The sequence below is a fragment of the Burkholderia sp. Se-20378 genome, assembly GCF_017104665.1.
GTDB lineage: Bacteria > Pseudomonadota > Gammaproteobacteria > Burkholderiales > Burkholderiaceae > Burkholderia > Burkholderia lata.
Genome location: NZ_JAAGPG010000109.1, coordinates 1 through 20,552 on the forward strand (window position 1 = coordinate 1; position 20,552 = coordinate 20,552).

The 20,552-nt window shown below is 66.7% G+C and carries 22 protein-coding genes and 1 pseudogene; 6 read left to right on the forward strand and 17 right to left on the reverse strand.

All coding sequences use genetic code 11. The features are described from left to right. From G3N93_RS14370 to G3N93_RS14425, 12 genes and pseudogenes are all read right to left on the reverse strand, one after another. Positions 1-132, reverse strand: a pseudogene (locus G3N93_RS14370) (ribokinase); the annotation flags it as partial. Further along, a complete protein-coding gene (locus G3N93_RS14375) occupies positions 129-1,160 on the reverse strand; it encodes a LacI family DNA-binding transcriptional regulator (RefSeq protein WP_039358736.1) in 1,032 nt (343 codons plus the stop codon). The pseudogene G3N93_RS14370 and the gene G3N93_RS14375, both read right to left, overlap by 4 nt. A 35-nt stretch (positions 1,161-1,195) precedes the next feature. Then, positions 1,196-2,215 (reverse strand): ABC transporter permease, encoded by a 1,020-nt coding sequence (locus G3N93_RS14380; RefSeq protein ID WP_039358738.1) that lies wholly within the window; start codon positions 2,213-2,215, stop codon positions 1,196-1,198. Further along, positions 2,212-3,825 (reverse strand): sugar ABC transporter ATP-binding protein, encoded by a 1,614-nt coding sequence (locus G3N93_RS14385; protein ID WP_206122847.1) that lies wholly within the window; start codon positions 3,823-3,825, stop codon positions 2,212-2,214. Before G3N93_RS14385 ends, G3N93_RS14380 begins: the two co-directional genes overlap by 4 nt. A gap of 145 nt (positions 3,826-3,970) precedes the next feature. Continuing rightward, a complete protein-coding gene (locus tag G3N93_RS14390; RefSeq protein ID WP_011351899.1) occupies positions 3,971-4,921 on the reverse strand; it encodes a sugar ABC transporter substrate-binding protein in 951 nt (316 codons plus the stop codon). Between the two features lie 277 nt (positions 4,922-5,198). Continuing rightward, on the reverse strand, positions 5,199-5,585 hold the full coding sequence (locus tag G3N93_RS14395) for a DUF805 domain-containing protein (protein WP_174934260.1): 387 nt from the start codon (positions 5,583-5,585) through the stop codon (positions 5,199-5,201). 201 nt (positions 5,586-5,786) lie between these two features. Next, positions 5,787-6,086: a hypothetical protein gene (locus G3N93_RS14400; protein ID WP_206122848.1), complete on the reverse strand. Its 300-nt coding sequence runs from the start codon at positions 6,084-6,086 to the stop codon at positions 5,787-5,789. 12 nt (positions 6,087-6,098) lie between these two features. Further along, entirely contained in the window at positions 6,099-7,025 is a 927-nt protein-coding gene (locus G3N93_RS14405; RefSeq protein WP_006484201.1) for a CysB family HTH-type transcriptional regulator, read from the reverse strand. A gap of 75 nt (positions 7,026-7,100) precedes the next feature. Beyond that, entirely contained in the window at positions 7,101-8,159 is a 1,059-nt protein-coding gene (locus tag G3N93_RS14410) for a sulfate/molybdate ABC transporter ATP-binding protein (RefSeq protein ID WP_011351896.1), read from the reverse strand. Positions 8,160-8,172: 13 nt separating this feature from the next. Beyond that, entirely contained in the window at positions 8,173-9,123 is a 951-nt protein-coding gene (gene cysW / locus G3N93_RS14415) for a sulfate ABC transporter permease subunit CysW (protein ID WP_174934261.1), read from the reverse strand. Continuing rightward, on the reverse strand, positions 9,120-10,013 hold the full coding sequence (gene cysT, locus G3N93_RS14420; protein WP_174936877.1) for a sulfate ABC transporter permease subunit CysT: 894 nt from the start codon (positions 10,011-10,013) through the stop codon (positions 9,120-9,122). The genes cysW and cysT overlap by 4 nt, the downstream gene beginning before the upstream one ends. 122 nt (positions 10,014-10,135) lie before the next feature. After that, positions 10,136-11,173, reverse strand: a complete 1,038-nt coding sequence (locus G3N93_RS14425) for a sulfate ABC transporter substrate-binding protein (protein WP_011351893.1) — start codon at positions 11,171-11,173, stop codon at positions 10,136-10,138. A 264-nt stretch (positions 11,174-11,437) separates the two neighbouring features. Here G3N93_RS14425 and lexA point away from each other — a divergent pair, with 264 nt between their 5' ends. Genes lexA through G3N93_RS14440 form a run of 3 tightly spaced genes read left to right on the forward strand, consistent with a single transcriptional unit; the run spans position 11,438 to position 13,199 of the window. Then, positions 11,438-12,085, forward strand: coding sequence for a transcriptional repressor LexA (gene lexA / locus G3N93_RS14430; protein WP_009689103.1), 648 nt, complete (start codon positions 11,438-11,440; stop codon positions 12,083-12,085). Positions 12,086-12,111: 26 nt separating this feature from the next. After that, the gene (locus G3N93_RS14435) at positions 12,112-12,450 is read left to right on the forward strand and encodes a hypothetical protein (protein ID WP_174934265.1); all 339 of its coding nucleotides are present in this window, start codon (positions 12,112-12,114) and stop codon (positions 12,448-12,450) included. 29 nt (positions 12,451-12,479) lie between these two features. Beyond that, entirely contained in the window at positions 12,480-13,199 is a 720-nt protein-coding gene (locus G3N93_RS14440; protein ID WP_174935206.1) for a DUF2939 domain-containing protein, read from the forward strand. A gap of 97 nt (positions 13,200-13,296) precedes the next feature. On the opposite strand, the gene G3N93_RS14445 is transcribed toward G3N93_RS14440, so the two are convergent. Beyond that, positions 13,297-13,794: a universal stress protein gene (locus G3N93_RS14445; RefSeq protein ID WP_011351890.1), complete on the reverse strand. Its 498-nt coding sequence runs from the start codon at positions 13,792-13,794 to the stop codon at positions 13,297-13,299. Between the two features lie 337 nt (positions 13,795-14,131). On the opposite strand from G3N93_RS14445, the gene nodI reads away from it, so the two are divergent. Both nodI and G3N93_RS14455 read left to right on the forward strand, forming a co-directional pair. Then, positions 14,132-15,046 (forward strand): nodulation factor ABC transporter ATP-binding protein NodI, encoded by a 915-nt coding sequence (nodI, locus tag G3N93_RS14450; protein WP_174934266.1) that lies wholly within the window; start codon positions 14,132-14,134, stop codon positions 15,044-15,046. A 6-nt stretch (positions 15,047-15,052) separates the two neighbouring features. Beyond that, positions 15,053-15,886 carry an ABC transporter permease gene (locus G3N93_RS14455; RefSeq protein WP_174934268.1) on the forward strand — a complete coding sequence of 278 codons (834 nt, stop codon included), beginning with the start codon at positions 15,053-15,055 and terminating at the stop codon, positions 15,884-15,886. 37 nt (positions 15,887-15,923) lie between these two features. Here the strand turns inward: G3N93_RS14455 and G3N93_RS14460 are convergent, their stop codons facing one another. From G3N93_RS14460 to G3N93_RS14475, 4 genes are all read right to left on the reverse strand, one after another. After that, positions 15,924-16,346, reverse strand: a complete 423-nt coding sequence (locus tag G3N93_RS14460) for a hypothetical protein (RefSeq protein ID WP_011351887.1) — start codon at positions 16,344-16,346, stop codon at positions 15,924-15,926. 101 nt (positions 16,347-16,447) lie between these two features. After that, positions 16,448-17,506, reverse strand: coding sequence for a permease (locus tag G3N93_RS14465; protein WP_174934269.1), 1,059 nt, complete (start codon positions 17,504-17,506; stop codon positions 16,448-16,450). Beyond that, entirely contained in the window at positions 17,503-18,630 is a 1,128-nt protein-coding gene (mnmH, locus tag G3N93_RS14470) for a tRNA 2-selenouridine(34) synthase MnmH (protein WP_206133325.1), read from the reverse strand. Before mnmH ends, G3N93_RS14465 begins: the two co-directional genes overlap by 4 nt. Before the next feature lie 64 nt (positions 18,631-18,694). Continuing rightward, a complete protein-coding gene (locus tag G3N93_RS14475; protein ID WP_206133326.1) occupies positions 18,695-19,648 on the reverse strand; it encodes a LysR family transcriptional regulator in 954 nt (317 codons plus the stop codon). A 166-nt stretch (positions 19,649-19,814) separates the two neighbouring features. Between G3N93_RS14475 and G3N93_RS14480 the strand changes: the two genes are divergently transcribed. Further along, positions 19,815-20,552, forward strand: a 738-nt coding sequence (locus G3N93_RS14480) for a M20/M25/M40 family metallo-hydrolase (protein WP_206133327.1), incomplete at its 3' end; no start/stop codon positions are given.

Consider the following 20,552-nt stretch of genomic DNA (forward strand, 5'->3'; position numbering starts at 1 on the left):
TGCCGCCTGCGCGAACGCATGACCGGCGAGCGTTTCGCCCGGCAACGGCAGGCGCGGCGCGCGCACGACGAGATCCATGTTGAGACTGCCGACCACCGTCACGCGGCCGGCGTTTGCTGCGGGCGTCGTCATGCGCGACCGCCCGATGCTGGCGGCTCGCGGTACACCGCCGTCGATTCGCGCAGCACGAGGCGCGGCGACACGACGCGGCGGCGGCTCGGCACGGCGGTCGAGCCGCCACCGATCCGCTCGATCAGCGTCTGCGCGGCCATTTCGCCGAGCGCGCGCACCGACTGGCCGACCGTCGACAGCGCCGGATACGTGTAGCGGGAGAATTCGATGTCGTCGAACCCGATGATCGAACAGTCGTCGGGCACGCGCATGCCGCGCTCGGCTGCCGCGCGCAGCGCGCCGACGCCCATCAGGTCGTTGCCCGCGAAGATCGCGCTCGGCCGCACCGATTCGAACAGCCGCGACGCCGCGTGATAACCGCCGAGGCACGAGAAGTCGCTTTCCGCGATCGCGCCCGGCACGATGTCGACACCGCGCTCGGCCATCGCACGGATGAAGCCGTGCACGCGCATCGCGCTGACCGCCGTGTCGGTCGGCCCCGTGATGCAGCCGATCTTCGCGTGCCCGAGCTCGAGCAGATGGCGCGTCGCCAGGTACGCACCGCGCTCGTGGTCGATCTGCACGAGGTCGGCCGCAAGCCCCTCGATGTTGCGGTCGACAACGACGAGCGGTGCGTGGATATCCGCAAGCGTCTGCGCGAGCACCGCATCCTCGCCGGCCGATGCCACGATCAGCCCGTCGATGCGCTTTTCCTGCAGCACGCGCAGATAGTTGCGCTGCTTGACGGGATCGTCGTCCGAGTTGCAGAAGAACACACAATAGCCGTTGGCCGCGCATTGATCCTCGATGCCGCGCGCAAGCTCCGCGAAGTACGGATTCGTGCTGTTCGGCACGACGAGGCCGATGGTCGCCGTCGCACGCGCCTTCAGCGAGCGCGCCACGGCCGACGGCACGTAATTCAGCTCGCGGATTGCGCCCTCGACCTTCGCACGCACATCCGCGGACACCGGCCGCGAATTGTTCACCACGTGCGAGACGGTCGTAAACGACACGCCCGCCATGGCCGCCACATCCTTGATCGTCGCCATTTCCCGTTTCTCTCTGGTCTGTTCTGTCTGTCTTTCTACCGCACGCGTGTGCGCCGGCTGCGATACGTATCGAGCACGACCGCCACCACGATCACCGCGCCGGTGATGATCCGTTTCGTCGGCTCGTTCGCGCCGATCTGCGCCAGCCCCGCGGCCAGCACGGAGATGATCAACACGCCAAAGAACGTGCTGATCACCGAACCGCGCCCGCCCATCAGGCTCGTGCCGCCAATCACGACGGCGGCGATCACCTGCAGTTCGAGGCCGACACCCGCATTCGGGTCGGCCGCCTCGAGCCGCGAAATCTGGAACAGCGACGCAAGCCCTGCGAGTGCGCCCATCAATGCGAATACGAGAATTTTATACGGCCTCGGGTTAACCCCGGCAAGTCGAACGGCTTCTTCGTTCGTGCCGATCCCGACGAGATAGCGTCCGAACACGGTCCGCGTCAGCACGAACTGGGCCGCGATCATCACCGCGACCGCGATCAGGAATGCCGGCGAGATGCCGAGCGCGATCGGATTCGACAGGAAATCGAACGCGTCGCCGATGTAGGCCGTACGCGAATTCGTCAGCTGGTATGCGAGGCCGCGCGCGGCCTCCAGCACGCCGAGCGACACGATGAACGACGGGATTCGCCAGCCGACCGTGACCGCGCCCGTCAGCGCGCCTGTAATGGTCGCGACCGCGATGCCGATCAGCGCGGCCGGCAGCGGCCCCCACTGCCATTTCAGCGCGGCGACGCTGACCATCGACGCGGCGAGCGCGAGGACCGAGCCGACCGACAGGTCGATCCCGGCGATGATCAGCACGAAGGTCATCCCGACCGACATCACGACGAGATCGGGAATCTGGTTCGCGATCGTGCTGAACGTATCGTAGGTCAGGAAGTGCGAGCTCAGCACCGAAAACAGCGCAATCATCGCTGCGAGCGCGCCGGCGAGCCCGAGGTAGTTCGACAGGCCGAGCCGCGTGCCGGACAGCGTGCGCGCACGGCGCCCCGTCACGTCCTGCTGCGCGCCTGCGTCGGTCGGGGTTACGGGAGGCTGGGTCATTGCTGTCGTCCTGTCGTCGAAGTGCCCGGAGCGGCGCCTGGCGCCTGCCCCGCGTCCGGATGCTGCGCGCCGCCCGGCGGCGTCTCGCGGCCGAAGCCGGCGAACGCCGCGGCCAGCAGCACATCCTGGGTCCAGTTGCCGCGCTCGAACACGGCGGTCATGCGGCCGGCCGACATCACGCCGATCCGGTCGCAGATCAGCATCAGTTCACGCAGGTCGCTCGACACGACGACGAGCGCGCGGCCTTCGCGCGCGAGCGCGCCCATCAAAGTGTAGATCTCGAACTTTGCACCGACGTCGATCCCGCGCGTCGGCTCGTCGAACAGCAACACGCCCATGTCGCGCGCCAGCCAGCGGCCGATCACGACCTTCTGCTGGTTGCCGCCCGACAGCTCGCCAACCGCCTGCGTCGCGCCGTGCGTACGGATCCGCAGCGCGTCGATCTGCTGCTCGGCGAGCGCCGTTTCGCGCGCGCCGTCGACGATCCCGCCGCGCGCGAGCCGGTCGAGCTGGCCGAGCGACACGTTCGCGGTGATCGACTGCGTCAGCAGCAGTCCCTCGCCCTTGCGATCCTCGGTGATCAGCGCGATGCCGTGCTTCACCGCCTCGACGGGCGAACCGATCCGCGTCGGCTTCGGCGGCTGGCCGATCGCGATCGTCCCCGCATCCGGCGCATCCGCGCCGTAGATCAACCGCAGCAATTCGGTACGCCCTGCGCCGATCAGCCCCGAGATGCCGAAGATCTCACCCGCGCGCACCTCGAGCGACACGTCGCGCACCGCCGTCCCGCGGCTCAGGCCCGACACGACGAGCCGCGGCGCGCCGATATGGCGCTCGCCGAGATCGATGTGCTCGCCGATCTCGCGCCCGACCATCAGCGTGACGAGCCCGTCGGACGTCGTCGCCGCCATGTCGCCCGCATGGACGAGCCGGCCATCGCGCAGCACCGCGACGCGCTCGGCGACCCGCGCGAGCTCCTCGAGCCGGTGCGAAATGTAGACGATCGCGACGCCGCGCGCCTTCAGCCGGTCGATCTGCTCGAACAGCAGCTCGACTTCACGCGCGGTCAGCATCGCGGTGGGTTCGTCGAGGATCAGCACGCGGCAGTCGCCGATCAGGTTGCGCGCGATCTCGACCATCTGCTGGTGGCCGATGCCGAGCGCGCCCACCGGCGTATCGGGATCGACCGTGTCGAGCCCGACCTGCGCCATCGCAGCCCGTGCATCGTCGCGCAGCCGCGCGCGATCGATGATCCCGAAACGTCGCGGTAGACGGTTCAGGAACAGGTTTTCGGCAACCGTCAGGGTCGGCAGCAGGTTCAGCTCCTGCATCACCATGCGCACGCCGAGTGCCTCGGCCTGCGTGCGGCTCGCCGGCGCATACGGCTGACCGCCGAGCTGCATCGTGCCGGCGGTCGGTTCGACGAGCCCGCCGATGATCTTCGACAGCGTGCTCTTGCCGGCGCCGTTCTCGCCCGTCAACGCAAGCGCGTGGCCCGCCTCGAGCGTCAGCGTGACGTCGGCGAGCACGGGTTCGGCATAGGTCTTGCCGATGCCGGATACGGACAGCACGGGAGTGGCTGCGCGGGAGGGTTGGAAAGTCGGGTCCATCGCGATCCTGGTTGCGGCCGCGCGCACGCGGCGCGCGGGTGTGACGCTCACAAGTGCATGTGCATGCAGTGGCCGTGATCGCGCTCACCCCGGATAACGGCCGCCGCGCCAAATTCTTGAGGGCGGCGGCCGCATCGGGGCCGCGTCACTTCGTCACGAGATCCACCGGCGTCTCGACCACGCCCGACATGTCGGCCTGCTTGCGATGCTCGGCGATCGCCTTGAGTGCCGTGTCGATACCGAACACGGCCTGCTTCGCCGCGTACTGATCGGCGGTCGCGAGCACGCGGCCGTCCTTCAGCATCGGCTTGATCGCGTTGATGTTGTCGTAGCCGACCACGAGCACCTTGCCCTGCTTGCCGGCCGCGCGCACGGCCGACACGGCGCCGATCGCCATGTTGTCGTTGCCGCACAGCAGCGCCTTCAGGTTCGGATATTCGTTGAGCATCGCGGCAGCGACCGCATTGCCCTTGTCGATTTCCCATTCGCCGGACTGCACCGACACGACCTTCATCCCGCCCGCCTTCATCGCATCCTGGAAGCCGGCCGTGCGCTGCTGCGCATTGGTCGTCGTCGACACGCCTTCGACGATGCCGACCTGGTCGCCCGCCTTCAGCCGCTTCGCGAGGTAGTCGCCGATCTTGCGCGCGCCCTTGCGGTTGTCCGGGCCGACGAACGGCACGTTCAGGTTCTTCGACTTCAGCACGTCGGGATCGAGCCGGTTGTCGATGTTCACAACGATGATGCCCGCGTCGACCGCCTTCTTCACGACCGGCACGAGCGCCTTCGAATCGGCCGGCGCGAGCACGATCGCGTCGACCTTCGACACGATCATCTGCTCGACGATGCGGATCTGGTTCGCGGTGTCGGTCTCGTCCTTGATGCCATTGGTGATCAGGTCGAACTGACCCGCGTTGTGTTTCTGGTATTCCTTCGCGCCCGTTTCCATCGTCAGGAAGAACTCGTTGGCGAGCGACTTCATCACGAGCGCGACCTTCGGCTTGCCAGCCGATTGCGCGTGGACGGCCGGTGCGGCAGCGACCGCGACGGCGGCGAGCGCGGCGGTCAGGAAGCGACGGCGAAAGAGGACATTCATACACATCTCCTGGCGACTGGCCCCACGGGCCGGACTATTGTTTGACTGTTGTTTTAATGCGAGCAAACGTTTGCGCCACACTACCCGGGCAATGGCCATCGATGCTGCTGTCGGTACCACGGAATGGAAGCGAGGCAGACGGCCGACTGCCTGGCGCGTGCTGTCGTTTACGCGCCGCCGCCGGCGGGACGCCGGCGGAGTGAAGGCTATGCTGTACCGATTCGTGTCGGCGCGCAACCTGTCTGATCAATATTTAAGGGTTTATTCGGAGCGTGTGTCACGCCGGGTCCTGCGGCGCCGGCTCGTCTTCATCGGCCGACGGCGGCTCGCCGAATCGGTTTGCGTGCGGCGTGCCGGCGATGAAGCCGTTCATCACCAACAACGCGAGCGCGCCGACGATCGGCACGAACAGCAGCAGCATCCACCATCCCGACTTGTCGATGTCGTGCAGCCGCTTCACGCCGACCGCAATCGACGACCACACCGCGACAACCGCGATGACTACGAGCACCAGCATCGCCAGCAGCGGCAGATCGTCCTCCGGTGCGCCGCGGGAACCCGCATCGAAAATCGCGCTGAGCACCGTGGAAACCAGCGCGTAGATCCACCACGGCAGGCGCCCGATCCGGCCGTCGAAGGAAAAGAGAAACCATTTCAGATTCATTGTTTACCTCTTCGTCACGCGTGTTGCGTGCTGCGCGATATGTCTCCGAGTGTGTCGGGACCGACAATCCGCGTGCATTGTTTTGTGAAGGTGGACGGGCTGCCGGCTTCGCTTTTCGCACTTCGTCCCGGTGTTGCGCGTTGCGTCGCCGGTACGATCCGGCCGGTCACGATGGCGACCAAGGGACGGCCCGAACGCGCGTCACCCCGCATTCACACGCATTGAATCACATTTGCCGGCCAATAGATCGCTCGATATGGCAGATGGCCGAAACCGAAACGCGGTGTACACGCGCACCGTCTTGTTCTTGTCGTTGTGCTGGCAACCAAATATATGTCGTTCGCCGCTGGCGGCGAAGAATCGGGCGGGAAACGGCGATGGCGGTCGATGATTCAGTGAGTCGAACCACCAAGGCAGCGGCAGATCGCCGGCCGCTGCCCAATACATGACGACCCGCGCAGGTTCGTCGCGCCATCCGCGGTGATCGCGCGGATGGCGCACGACGCGCTGTCGTCAAACGGCTTCGCGCAACAGCCCCGCGATTTCCGCTTCGTTCAGGTGCGGCGCGAACATCTCGATCAGCCGGTATGCATATGCGCGCAGGAACGCGCCCTTGCGCAGCCCGACCCGCGTCGTGCTCGCTTCGAACAGGTGCTGCGTATCGAGCGCGACGAGCCCCGTGTCGCGTTGCGGATCGTAGGCCATCGCCGCGACCACGCCGATCCCCATTCCGAGCTCGACATACGTCTTGATCACGTCCGCGTCGATCGCGGTCAGCACGACGTCGGGCACGGCGCCCGCCTGCGTGAATGCCTGGTCGATATGCGAGCGGCCCGTGAAGTCCTGGTCGTACGTGATGATCGGATACTCGGCGATTTCCTCGAGCGTCAGGTTCTCGCGGCCGACGAGCGGATGGCCCTTCGGCACGACGACCGTGTGGTGCCACGAATAGCACGGGAACGTGACGATGTCCGGATAGCGGTCGAGCGCCTCGGTCGAGATGCCGAGATCGGCCTCGCCGTTCAGGATCATCTGCGCGATCTGCTGCGGGCTGCCCTGGCGCAGCGCGAGATGCACCTTCGGGAACACGTCGGTGAACTGGCGGATCACCTTCGGCAGCGCGTAGCGCGCCTGCGTGTGCGTCGTCGCGACGACGAGGTGGCCGCTGTCCTGGTCGGCGAACTGGCGCGCGACGCGGCGCAGGTTCTCGGCGTCGAGCAGCATCCGCTCGATCAGCTGGTGCACGGCCTTGCCGGGCTCCGTGAGCCCCGTCAGCCGCTTGCCGCGCCGGATGAAGATGTCGACGCCCAGCTCATCCTCGAGATCCTTGATCTGCTTCGACACGCCCGACTGCGACGTGTACAGCACGTTCGCGACTTCCGTCAGGTTCATGTTCTGGCGCACCGCTTCGCGCACGAACCGCAATTGCTGAAAATTCATGGGTATGCCTCTTAGGCTGTCGTTGTTTGATTATTGAATCGGAGCAATTTGCGCCCCCTGCCCTGCATTCTTGCGTTAACGCGCGGGAAACACCCTTACAGCACGCGGCACGGCGGTCGCACCATCGCCGACCTGCAGCGACAGCGCCCGCCACGCATCGCGATCGAGTTCCGCCTCGAGCGCACCGCCCGCACGCGCCTCGAGCTCCACGCGCACCGACCCGCCGAGCGGAATCACGCGGCGCACGTCCACCGCGATGCCGTCGCGGTGCCCTTCACCCACCGGCCACAGCTGCAGGTCGTGCGGGCGCACATAGGCGTTCGCGGGGCCGGCGAAATCGGCGTCGACCTCGATCGGCGCAGCTGCCCCCTCGGCGACGAAGCCACGCCCGGCGACCGTGCCCGGCAGCCGGTTCGCGGCGCCGAGGAACTCGTAGACGAACGCGCTCTGCGGATGATCGTAGACGTCCTGCGGGCTGCCGACCTGCTCGACGTGGCCGCGATTCAGCACGACGATGCGGTCCGCGACTTCCAGCGCCTCCTCCTGGTCGTGCGTGACGAAGATCGTCGAGATGTGCAGGTCGTCGTGCAGACGACGCAGCCAGCCGCGCAATTCCTTGCGGACCTTCGCGTCGAGCGCGCCGAACGGCTCGTCGAGCAGCAGCACCTTCGGTTCGACCGCGAGCGCTCGGGCGAGCGCGATGCGCTGGCGCTGGCCGCCCGACAGCTCGGACGGATAGCGCTGCGCGAGCCAGTCGAGCTGCACGAGCTTCAGCAGCTCGTGCACCTTGTCGCGGATCGCGCTTTCCGACGGCCGCTCGCGGCGCGGCTTCACGCGCAACCCGAACGCGACGTTCTCGAAGACCGTCATGTGGCGGAACAATGCGTAGTGCTGGAACACGAAACCGACCTGGCGGTCGCGCGCGCCGACCGACGCGACGTCGAGCCCCTGCAGCACCACTTGGCCGGCATCCGCGTGCTCGAGGCCCGCGATCACGCGCAGCAGCGTGGTCTTGCCGCAGCCGGACGGCCCGAGCAGCGCGACCAGCTCGCCGGGCGGGAAGTCGAGCGATACGTTGTCGAGCGCCGTGAAATCGCCGAAGCGCTTCTGAAGGTTACGGACGGTGATACCCATTCTGGTTGCCTCTTTACGATTTCGACGAAACGGCGGCGACGGGGCCGGCATGTGCGGGAACGGTGTCGCGCGCGCCCGCCAGTTCGGCGGCGAGATGGCGCTCGGCGAGCAGCTTCAGCGCGAGCGTGACGAGCGCGAGCAGCGCCAGCACCGACGCCACCGCGAACGCCGCCGCGAAGTTGTATTCGTTGTACAGGATCTCGACGTGCAGCGGCATCGTGTCGGTCTGGCCGCGGATGTGGCCGGACACGACCGACACCGCGCCGAACTCGCCCATCGCGCGCGCATTACACAGGATCACGCCGTACAGCAGGCCCCACTTCACGTTCGGCAGCGTCACGCGGCGGAAAATCTGCCAGCCGGACGCACCCAGCACGCGCGCGGCTTCTTCCTCGTCCGTGCCTTGCGCCTGCATCAGCGGAATCAGTTCGCGCGCAACGAACGGGAACGTGACGAAGATCGTCGCGAGCACGATGCCCGGCACCGCAAAAATGATTTGCACGTCGTGATCCTGCAGCCACGGCCCGAGCCAGCCCTGCGCGCCGAACAGCAGCACGTACACGAGGCCCGAGATCACCGGCGACACCGAGAACGGCAGGTCGATCAGCGTCGTCAGCAGCGCCTTGCCGCGGAATTCGAATTTCGCGATCGCCCACGAAGCGCACACGCCGAACACGAGATTCAGCGGCACGGCGATCGCGGCGACGGTCAGCGTCAGCTTGATCGCCGACCACGCATCGGGATCGGCCAGTGATTCGAGATAGAAGCCGACGCCCTTTCTCAGCGCCTCGACGAACACCGCGGCGAGCGGCACGACGAGGAAGAACGCGAGGAACGCCAGCGCGATGCCCGTGAGCAGCCAGCGCACGACGCGCGACTCGCTGACGGGGTCGAGCCGTTTCGCGGCGCGCCCTTGCGCGTCCGCAGACGGGGTTTTCAGCACGACGGTGGCCTCCTGGCTCATTGCTGGCCTCCTGCCGGGATGGCGGTGACGGCGGCGGGCGCGGGGCCGCTCGCGCCCTTGCTCGTGCGGCGCTGCAGATACCACTGCAGCGTGTTGATCAACAACAGCATCAGGAACGACACGACGAGCATCACGACTGCGAGCGCGGTCGCGCCCGCGTAGTCGTACTGCTCGAGCTTCGTGATGATGAGCAACGACGTGATCTCGGATTTCATCGGCACGTTGCCGGCGATGAAGATCACCGAACCGTATTCGCCGAGTGCGCGCGCGAACGCGAGTGCGAAACCGGTGAGGAGCGCCGGCAGCACGGCCGGCAGCACGACGCGACGGAACGTCAGCCAGCGCGACGCGCCGAGGCACGCGGCGGCCTCTTCCTGCTCGCGCTCGAAATCCTCGAGCACCGGCTGCACCGTGCGTACGACGAACGGCAGCCCGATGAAGGTCAGCGCGACCAGCACGCCGGCCGGCGTGAACGCGATCTTGATGCCGAGCGGCGCGAGATACTGGCCGACCCAGCCGTTGGTCGCGTAAACGGCCGCGAGCGAAATGCCGGCGACCGACGTCGGGAGCGCAAACGGCAGGTCGACGATCGCATCGACGAGCCGCTTGAACGGGAACGTGTAGCGCACGAGCACCCACGCGACGAGAAAGCCGAACACGGCGTTGATCAGCGCGCCGCCGAGCGCGGACGTGAACGTCAGCCGGTACGACGCGAGCACGCGCGGCGACGTGACGGCGGTGACGAACTGGTCCCACGACAGCGTCGCGGTCTTCAGGAACGTGGCGGCGAGCGGTATCAGCACCACGAGGCTCAAATAGGCCACCGTGATGCCTAGCGTCACGCCGAAACCGGGCAGCGCGCTCGGCTTGCGAAAGGTGTACGTCGTCATCGGATGCTCTTGCTGGGTCGATGCTGCTCATGGGTCCGACGCAAACGCCGGCGCAGTGAATCGCGCCGGCGAGCCGTCGGGAATGCGGCGCGCTGTCGTGGCGCGCCGCTGTCGTTATGGCGTTACTGCGGCTTGTAGATCGAATCGAACACGCCGCCGTCCGCGAAATGCGTCTTCTGCGCATTCGTCCAGCCGCCGAAGGTATCGTCGACCGTGTACAGCTTCAGCTTCGGGAACTGCTTCGTCAGCTCCGCCGGCACGTTCTTCGAACGCGGCCGGTAGTAGTTGCGCGCCGCGATCTCCTGGCCCTGCGGGCTGTACAGGAAGTTCAGGTAGGCATCGGCCAGCTTGCGCGTGCCCTTCTTGTCGACCACCTTGTCCACCACCGCGACGGGCGGCTCGGCCAGGATGCTCACCGACGGCACGACGATCTCGAACTTGTCGGTGCCGAACTCCTTGACCGACAGGAAGGCCTCGTTTTCCCATGCGATCAGCACGTCGCCGATCCCGCGCTGCACGAAGCTCGTGGTCGCGCCGCGCGCGCCCGAATCGAGCACGCCTGCGTTCTTGTAAAGCTTCGTGACGAATTCCTTCGCCGTTTGCTCGTTGCCGCCCGGCTTGTGCACCGCGTACGCCCATGCGGCCAGGTAGTTCCAGCGCGCGCCGCCCGACGTCTTCGGATTCGGCGTGACGATCGAGATGCCCGGCTTGGTCAGGTCGTCCCAGTCCTTGATCCCCTTCGGGTTGCCCTTGCGCACCAGGAACACGATCGTCGACGTGTACGGCGATGCGTTGTCGGGCAGACGCTTCTGCCAGTCCTTGTTGACGAGCCCCTTGTTCGCGAGCGCATCGATGTCGTACGCGAGCGCCAGCGTGACGACGTCGGCCTGCAGGCCGTCGAGCACCGAGCGCGCCTGCGCGCCCGAACCGCCGTGCGACTGCTTGAAGTTGACGGTCTCGCCCGTCTTCGCCTTCCACTCCTTGCCGAACGCCTGGTTGAAGTCCTGATAGAGCTCGCGCGTCGGGTCGTACGACACGTTCAGGAAGGTCGTATCGGCCTGCGCGTGCGTCGCGACGCCCAGCGCCGCCGCCGCGCCCAGCGCGAGTGTTGCGATCAGGCGGCCCACTCCGCCCACCAGCCCCGTGTTGCGCTTGCCCATCCTTGGTTCTCCAGTGTTGTCGGTATTGCGATGTCGGGCCAGTCTAACGAACGGGTTACATGATTAAAAATAATCGTTCCTCATTTTTTAATACTCAAAAGTGCTAACGCAGACGGGACGGACGGTTGCGGCAGATAAACCGGCGTCCGGACGTCGCGAAATCGCGCCGGAACCGGCGTGATCGCGTCGAACCTCACGTAACACTTGAAATTCGCGAACTACTGTATAAAAATACAGCTCACTGTCTATCCATACAGTTGAGCCATGACCAAACTCACCGCCCGTCAGCAGCAAGTGTTCGACTTGATCCGTCGCGCGATCGAGCGCTCCGGATTCCCGCCCACCCGTGCCGAGATCGCGGCCGAACTGGGCTTCAGCTCGCCGAATGCGGCCGAGGAGCACCTGCGCGCGCTGGCGCGCAAGGGTGTGATCGAGCTGGCAGCCGGTGCGTCGCGCGGCATCCGGCTGCTCGGCATCGACGATGCCCCGCACCAGTTCACGCTGCCGCACGCCGGCCTGATGCAGCTGTCGCTGCCGCTCGTCGGCCGCGTGGCTGCCGGTAGCCCGATCCTTGCGCAGGAGCACATCTCGCAGCATTACGCGTGCGATCCCGCGCTGTTCTCCAGCAAGCCCGACTACCTGCTGAAGGTGCGCGGCCTGTCGATGCGCGACGCCGGCATCCTCGACGGCGATCTCCTCGCCGTGCAGAAGCGCACGGAAGCAAAGGACGGCCAGATCATCGTCGCGCGTCTCGGCGACGACGTCACGGTCAAGCGCCTGATGCGCCGGCCTGGCGGTCTCGAGCTGATCGCGGAGAACCCGGATTACGAAAACATCTTCGTCAAGGCCGGCAGCGCGGAATTCGCGCTGGAAGGCATCGCCGTCGGGCTGATCCGCTCGGGCGAACTCTGACATTCCGTCTCGCTGAGGAGAACATCATGGAACGCCTTGCCCGTTTGCTGCCTTTCCGTCAATTCGGTCGCCTGCGTCACCTGCGCGGCCGCACGCCCTGCGCACCGCTGTCCGCGGCGGCGCCTGTTGTGCAAGAAGAAGTCGCAGTCGAACGGCAGGCGTCCCTGCTGCCGTCGGCGCTGCCCGCTTTCGCGCGGGTATCGCTGAACGCCGGCCTGAATCACGCCGAACCCGCCCGCCGCGCGCCGGTGCGCGTCTATCACGGCCGGTCGCGCCTGATCATGGTCGGCACGATCGATGCCGTGTGCCGGATGATCGATCGCTGCATCGCAGAGGAACGATCGGCCACGCCAGGCGGTCTCTGATTGCGGAACATCCCCGCACCGGAGGCAACGTGACCGGATCTTCGAGCCGCGCCTGGCGGCTCAAGCCCTTGCTGATCGTCGTGCTGGCCGTCGCCATCATTGCGGCGATCGGCTATGCGTACGCGTCGCCGTACGTCGCGCTCGGTCGCCTGAAATCGGCGATCGATGCGCGCGATGCGCAGGCCATCAGTGAATATGTCGATTTCCCGTCGTTGCGCATCAGCCTGAAGCAGCAGGTCACGGAAGAGTTGATGCGCCGGATCGACGCGGTGAAGAAGAACAATCCGTTCGCGGTGATCGGCGCTCTGATCGGGTCGGCACTGATCGGCCCGCTGGTCGATGCGTACGCCACCCCGGAGGGCGTGGCGGCGCTGATGAGCGGCTTGCCACCGCGTGGCAATCCGGGCGAGCGGCCACCCGAATGGTCGAATCTGCCGCCAGGCAGCAATACCCCAGGCGACACGCCGGCCGCGCCAGCAGCCAATCCGGCTCCGTCTAGCGCAACCGCTTCGGGCAGCAACGCGGCCACCACGGCTGCGTCATCGCAACCGCCCGCCGCTGCCGCACCGGCCAGCCCGGTCGATGCAACGCATGCGCCGCACCAGCAGCAAACCAGTGCCGGCTACCGGAATATCGATGAATTCGTCGTGACCTACCAGCGCAGTGCCGACGGCACGCGCTATGCGGCGATATTCCACCGCTTCGGCCTGTTCTCGTGGAAGTTGTCCGCGATCGACCTGCACGCCTGACAGGCCTTGGGTGGCTGTGATCGGCACGCGCGCCACGGGCGTGGCGCGACGCCTGACCGGCGCGACTCGCCGGTCAGGCAGTCATCGAATCATTGGATCATTTGCCGTTCGCCGTGGCCGCTTCACGCTCTCGCGCGATTTCGGCCTTCTGCTCCTGCGCCGACGAGCACGCAACCAGAATGCTGCAGTTCACGCGATCGAGCAGTTGCGTATTGCCCGAGCCCATCCACCATCTCGACAGTCCGCTGCGGCACCGATGGCCGACGACGACGAGGTCAGCCTGCAGCTCCGTCGCGAGATTCGCGATTTCGTCGATCGGATAGCCGAACGCGAAATGGCCTTCGGCCTGCACGCCGCGCTCACGCAACCAGTTCACCCCTTCCTGCAGGATTTCACGCGCGGTTTCCTCGAACCGGCCGCACGCGACATCGGTCAGCAAACCTGCGCTTTGTGCAATGCTCGAGCGCATGTCGACCACCGACAGCAAATGCGTCTCGGCTTTCAGGTCCATCGCGAGGTTGGCGCCGCAGCGCAGTGCCTTGCGTCCTTCGAGCGTGCCGTCGTAACACAGCAAAATCTTGTTGTAGCTAGCCATGAAACCTCCCTATCGCAACAACGAGCCTACGCATTCATCATGGTGCGCCGCAATTCAGGACGCAAGGGATGGAAAACGCTGATTCGCCCCGCTCGGCTCGTGCGCGATGATGCAGTGCACGATCGGTGCGCGCATGCATCGCACCGTGCAGGCATGCCCTGAAGAGACGCAACCGATGCACTAGAATGGCTCGTTCGTACTCCAGCGGGCCATCAGGCGCCGGCGTCGTGCGCTTCGGTCATGCCCGTGTGACACGCAATCGTCCGATCGGTTCGTCAACCGGCCGCGCATCCGGCAGCCGAACGCTTCCGCGCCCGCTTACAACGACAACATGCCCATGTCCGTTGCACCGATCGATTTCAGGAACGTCGCAAAGCACTATGGCGACAAGCTCGTCGTCAACGGCCTGTCCTTCACCGTCCAGGCCGGTGAATGCTACGGCCTGCTCGGGCCGAACGGCGCCGGCAAGACCACCACGCTGAAAATGCTGCTCGGCCTCACGCATCCCGATGCCGGCACCATTTCGCTCTGCGGCGAACCGGTTCCATCGCGTGCACGGCATGCACGCCAGCGCGTCGGGGTCGTCCCGCAGTTCGACAATCTCGACCCCGACTTCACCGTGCGCGAGAACCTGCTCGTGTTCAGCCGCTATTTCGGCATGTCGGCGCAGGCTGCGCAGGCGCTCGTGAAGCCGCTGCTCGAATTCGCGAAGCTCGAGAACAAGGCCGATGCGAAGGTCGGCGAGTTGTCGGGCGGCATGAAGCGCCGCCTGACGCTGGCCCGCGCGCTCGTCAACGATCCCGATGTGCTGGTGCTCGACGAGCCGACGACGGGCCTCGACCCGCAGGCGCGTCACCTCATGTGGGAACGCCTGCGCTCGCTGCTCGCGCGCGGCAAGACGATCCTGATCACCACGCACTTCATGGAAGAAGCCGAGCGCCTGTGCGACCGCCTGTGCGTGATCGAGGAAGGCCGCAAGATCGCCGAAGGCGCGCCGCACGCGCTGATCGAATCGGAGATCGGCTGCGACGTGATCGAGATCTACGGGCCCGACCCGGCCACACTGCGCGACGAGCTGTCGGCGTTCGCGAAGCACACCGAGATCAGCGGCGAGACGCTGTTCTGCTACGTGAGCGACCCGGAACCGCTCAGTGCGCGACTCAAGGGTCGCACGGGGTTGCGCTATCTGCATCGCCCGGCCAATCTTGAAGATGTGTTCCTGCGGCTCACGGGCCGCGAAATGCAGGACTGATCGATCATGGACGTCCGCAACTATTCCGCCGCCGCACCGTCGGCACCACCGCGCGTGTCACGCTTCGCGATCGCGATGCCCGCGAACGCGACCAACTGGATCGCCGTCTGGCGGCGCAACTATCTCGTCTGGCGCAAGCTCGCGCTCGCGTCGATGTTCGGCAATCTTGCCGATCCGATGATCTATCTGTTCGGGTTGGGGTTCGGGCTCGGGCTGATGCTCGGCCGTGTCGACGGCGTGTCGTATATCGCGTTCCTCGCGGCCGGCACGGTCGGGTCGAGCGTGATGATGTCCGCGAGCTTCGAGTCGATGTATTCGGGATTCTCGCGGATGCACGTACAGCGCACGTGGGAAGCGATCATGCATACGCCGCTCGCGCTCGGCGACATCGTGCTCGGCGAGATCGTCTGGGGAGCCAGCAAGGCGATGCTTTCGGGGGCTGCGATCATGCTCGTCGCGGGGGCGCTCGGCTATGCGCAGTTTCCGTCGATGCTCGTGGCGCTGCCCGTGATCGCGCTCGCGGGCCTCGCGTTTGCAAGCATCGCGATGATCGTCACGGCGCTCGCGCCGTCCTACGATTTCTTCATGTTTTATCAGACGCTCGTGCTGACGCCGATGCTGCTGCTGTCGGGCGTATTCTTCCCGACCACGCAGCTGCCGCCGATCGCGCAGCACGCGGCGCAAGCGCTGCCGCTCGCGAATGCCGTTGAACTGATCCGGCCCGCGATGCTCGGCCGGCCGGCGACCGACGTCGCGCTGCATGTCGCGGTGCTCGCCGGTTACGCGGTCGGCGGATTCCTGCTGTCCGCGTGGCTGTTCCGGCGGCGGATGATGCGCTGACAGCCGGCGCATCTGGCGCCGGCTTCATGCGACGACGTTACTCGTCGTCGTCGCTCCACGGGATTTCGACGTCGGTCAGGAACGCGACGGTCGCGAGCGGGCCACCTTCCTGGCGGCCGAGCTTGCCGTCCGCGCGATGCCATTCGACGCGGAACTGCGTGCCCGGATCGTCGGCAACCAGATAGACCGAGCGCAACTCTTCCTTGTCGGCTTCGTCCACCGGGCCGTCGAACGACACCAGCATCTTCTGCGGCCACAGACCGTTGACCGGATCGTAAATGCGGTCGCCTTGCGGAATGTCGATGCTGGCGTCGACGCCGATCGTTGCGGAGGCCTCGATGATCATCGTGCCGAGTGCGTTCAGCACGGCAGTCGCCCGCGCGGAATTGGCCTGGCGGATCGCGAGATCACCGCGCGTCAGCGCCTTTTCGAGTCGAGGATGGATCTTCGGTTGGGTCATGCGTTTTCCTGTTTGCTTCTTGTAAATGGCGCCGCACGCCTGAAGCGGCGGCGCCGGATGAATACGACGATTGCGCCCTGCTGGCGCGCCGCTTGCGCGCGTCAGAACCCGAGCGCGATCGCGAGCAGGCCGCTCGCGATCCCGAACACGACGACGAGGATCGCGACGATGGCCAGCATGTAAGGCTTGAACGAACGCGCGAGCATCGCGAGCGACGGCACGCTGATCGGCGGCAGCGTCATCAGCAGCGCGGCGGCCGGGCCGACGCCCATGCCGAGCGACAGCATTGCCTGGATGATCGGCACCTCGCCGGCCGTCGGGATCACGAACAGCATGCCCGCGACCGCGAACGCGACGATCCAGCCGAGATGATTGCCGATGTCCGGACCGATATGCGGGAACAGCCACGCACGCGCGGCGCCGAGCAGCAGCACGAGCACGATGTATTCGGGCACGAGCCGCACGGCCATGCGCGCCAGCAGCTTCATCCAGCGGACGAAAGGATTGCCGGCCGCGGCCTGCTCGGCCGCCAGCGCGGCGAGCTGGGCATCGTCGATGCTGCGGTCTTCCGGGCGTGCGATGCGGTTCAGCAGATAGCCGATCCCGAACACCATCGCGACGCCGAGCACGAGGCGCAGCGCGCTCCAGTGCCAGCCGAGCACGAAGCCCATGAAGACCAGCGCCGCCGGGTTCAGCACCGTGTTGCCGAGCCAGAACGCGACCGCGCCACCTGGCGATGCATGGCGCGCACGCAGCCCCGCGACGACCGGCGCCGCGCAGCACGTGCACATCATGCCGGGCAGCGACAGCAGGCCGCCCGCGGCAACGCTGCCGAAGCCGGTGCGGCCGAGCACGCGCGCGACCCAGTGTGCGGGCAGCAGCGCCTGCACGGCCGAACCGAGCAGCAGGCCCAGCACCATCGCCTGCCAGATCGCCTTGCCGTACGCCCACGCATAGTCGAGCGCGGCCTTCAGCGACGGCTCGGGCGCGGTCGCCGACGTGCCCATCAGGATCGACTGGCCGATCGAATGATGCTCGGCGGCAACGAACGCCTTGTTGTAGTACGGGAACCATTTCACGTAGAACAGGCCCGCGACCGCGATCAGCAGGAAGGTCATCCAGCCAAGGGCCGGACTGGGTTGGGTGCGTGTGGTCGTCATCGTGTGGTGGTCGGTTGGTCTTGTTCAGTTGCGGATTGCGCGCCTGCGGCGAGCGCGGCCGATGCGGGCAACCCGACTTGCGCGAGTTCGGCCAGCAACGCCCGCGCCTGATCGCGCCCGTCGGGGGCGTTGGGCCGGAACGTGAACGTCAGCGCCCGGTTCGGCTTGTTGTACGTCGCGCGATAAGTGCGCGCATAGGCGGGATCGTAATGCTTGTCGATCAGCTCGGTGAACAGTTCGGCCCGCGCGTCCGCATCGATCAGCGCCTTCCAGTGCGTGACCTGTTCGCGGCTATGCAGTCCGATCAGCCGATGGAGCTGCGCCTTGAACGCGTTCGGTTCGTCGAACAGGTGTGCGTAATCGTCGAGGAGGAACGCGATACGCTCGTCGTGCGCCGCGTCGACGTGCACCCACGGCCCCGCGTGAAACGCGTCGATCAACGCGATCGGCAACTGCACGAGCCCGATCCTGCGGCTTTCCGACTCGACGAACACCGGCCATTCGGGGTCGAAACGTCCAAGTGTTTCGACGAGCCCGGAGTCGAACCCCTTCTGCGCCGGCTGCGGCTTGCCCGGCAGCGCGCCAAGCAGCGAACCGCGATGGCACGCGAGCGCCTCGAGATCGAGCGTCTGGGCGCCCACGTCGCCCAGTGCGTTCAGCAGGCGCGTCTTGCCGCAGCCCGTATGGCCGACGAGCGCGATGTAGCGAAAGCGCGTCGGCAGCGAGTCGAGCGTCGCGCACACCGACTGGCGGTACGCCTTGTAGCCGCCGTCGAGCTGGCGCGCCTTCCAGCCGATCAGGTTGAACCAGGTCGTCATCGAGCCGGAGCGCTTGCCGCCGCGCCAGCAGTAGATCAGCGGCCGCCAGTTGCGCGGCCGGTCGGCGAACGTCGTGTCGAGATGGCGCGCGATGTTGCGCGCGACGATGGCCGCACCGACGCGCGTCGCCTCGTACGGCGACACCTGGCGGTACATCGTACCGACGAGCACGCGCTCCTCGTTGCTGAGTACGGGCGCGTTCAGCGCGCCGGGAATATGATCCTCGGCGAACTCGAGCGGCGTGCGCACGTCGATGATCTCGTCGAACTCGCCGGCGCGATCGAGGGTGACAATCAGGTTCTTCAATTTGGCGTCGAACAGGGGCGATGCGGCTCGATGAGCCGCATGGACACGGAAGGCGGATTGACGATTATCTCACGGGCCGGCGTCTCGGGCCGCGCGCGGCAGTCGGCGGCGGCGAGGCGGCCTGCATCGCGTCGATCAGATGGTCGCGGAACGCGCGAACCGACGCGGGCAGATCGCGCCCCGCCATCGTCTGCACCTGGATGCTGCGTTCGCGCAGCTGCGGGTTCGTCACGGGCACCACGACGAAGCCGTCCGCGGCGCAGCGGTCGCGCACCGACAGCAGCCCCGTGAACATCACCGCGCCCGTGCGCCGCGCGTAGCCGTACATCGCCGCCGTGTTGTTGCTCGTCAGTTCGGGCTCGAGCAGCAGCCCGTCGAGCGCGCACGCGATGTCGATCAGCTGGCGCACCGTCGTGCCGGCTTCGGGCAGCACGTGCGGGTGACGCGCGACATCGGCGAGCGACACCATTTCTCGCGTCGCGAGCGGATGGTCGTGCCGCACCAGCGCGAAGATCGGCGCGCGCTCGGTGTGGTCGACGCGCACGCCCTTCTCCGGCGCGAGGCTGAAGCTCAATGCGATGTCCACATCGCCGTCGCGCACACGCCGCGTCGCGTCCGCCGGCGACACCACCCACACGGAGAAATCGACGCCTGGATGGCGCGCCTTGAAGCTGGCGAGCGTGCCGGGCAGAAAGTCGATCGCGAACCCTTCCGAGCACGCGATCTTCAGCAGGCTGCCGTGCAGCGCATCGAGCCCGCCGATGTCCTTCATCACGTGTTCGGCCTCCAGCAGACTGCGCTGCGCGAACGCCAGGAGCCGCTCGCCGGCCTCCGACAGCGCCATCCCGCGCGGCCGGCGCTCGAACAGCGGTGCGCCGAGCTCGCTCTCGAGTTTCGCGATTTGACGGCTGATCGCCGATACCGCCACGTGCAGCCGCGCGGACGCGTCGCTGATCGAGCCGGTGCGCGCCACTTCGACGAAATACCGCAACGCCAGGCCATGCAGGAAAGCCGCCATCGTTCTGTCTCCGCCCGGCTGCCGGCCGCGCTGCTTTGCCTTTTCGGCAAAGAAAGGTTCGAAATTCGATCATTGTGACAAAAAAAACGGCTTTCTAGAATCGATCGCACTTCACGCTGCATGCACGATCCGGCGCGTGCAGCGAACCCGACAGAGGAGACACGACTTGAGCCGTACCGCCGCCATCCAGCACGCGCTGAACCAGTTCGAATCCGGTGCGTTCTTTACGACCCTGAGCCGCCGCGTCGGCCTGCGCACCGAAAGCCAGGACAGCGGCAACGAAGCCGCGCTGCGCGCCTACCTGACCGACGAGATCGCCCCCGAAGCCGCGCGCCTCGGCTTCACGTCGCGGATCGTCGACAATCCCGTCGACGGCGGCGGCCCGTTCCTGCTCGCCTCGCGCCACGAAGACGACGCGCTGCCGACCGTGCTGATCTACGGCCACGGCGACGTCGTGCGCGGCTACGACGCGCAGTGGCGCGCACCGCTGTCGCCGTGGATGCTGACGGCCGATGGCGACCGCTGGTATGGCCGCGGCAGCGCCGACAACAAGGGCCAGCACACCATCAACCTGGCCGCGCTGGCGAGCGTGCTCGACGCGCGCGGCGGCCGGCTCGGCTTCAACGCGAAGCTGCTGATCGAGATGGGCGAGGAAACGGGTTCGCCGGGCCTCGACGCGCTGTGCCGCCAGGAGCGCGACGCGCTCGCGGCCGACGTCCTGATCGCGTCCGACGGCCCGCGCATCGCCGCCGCGCGCCCCACGGTTTTCCTCGGCTCGCGCGGCTCGGTCAATTTCAAGCTGAGCCTGCGCGCCCGCGACGGCGCGCATCACTCCGGCAACTGGGGCGGGCTGCTGCGCAATCCGGCGATCGTGCTCGCCCATGCGCTCGCGAGCCTCGTCGAC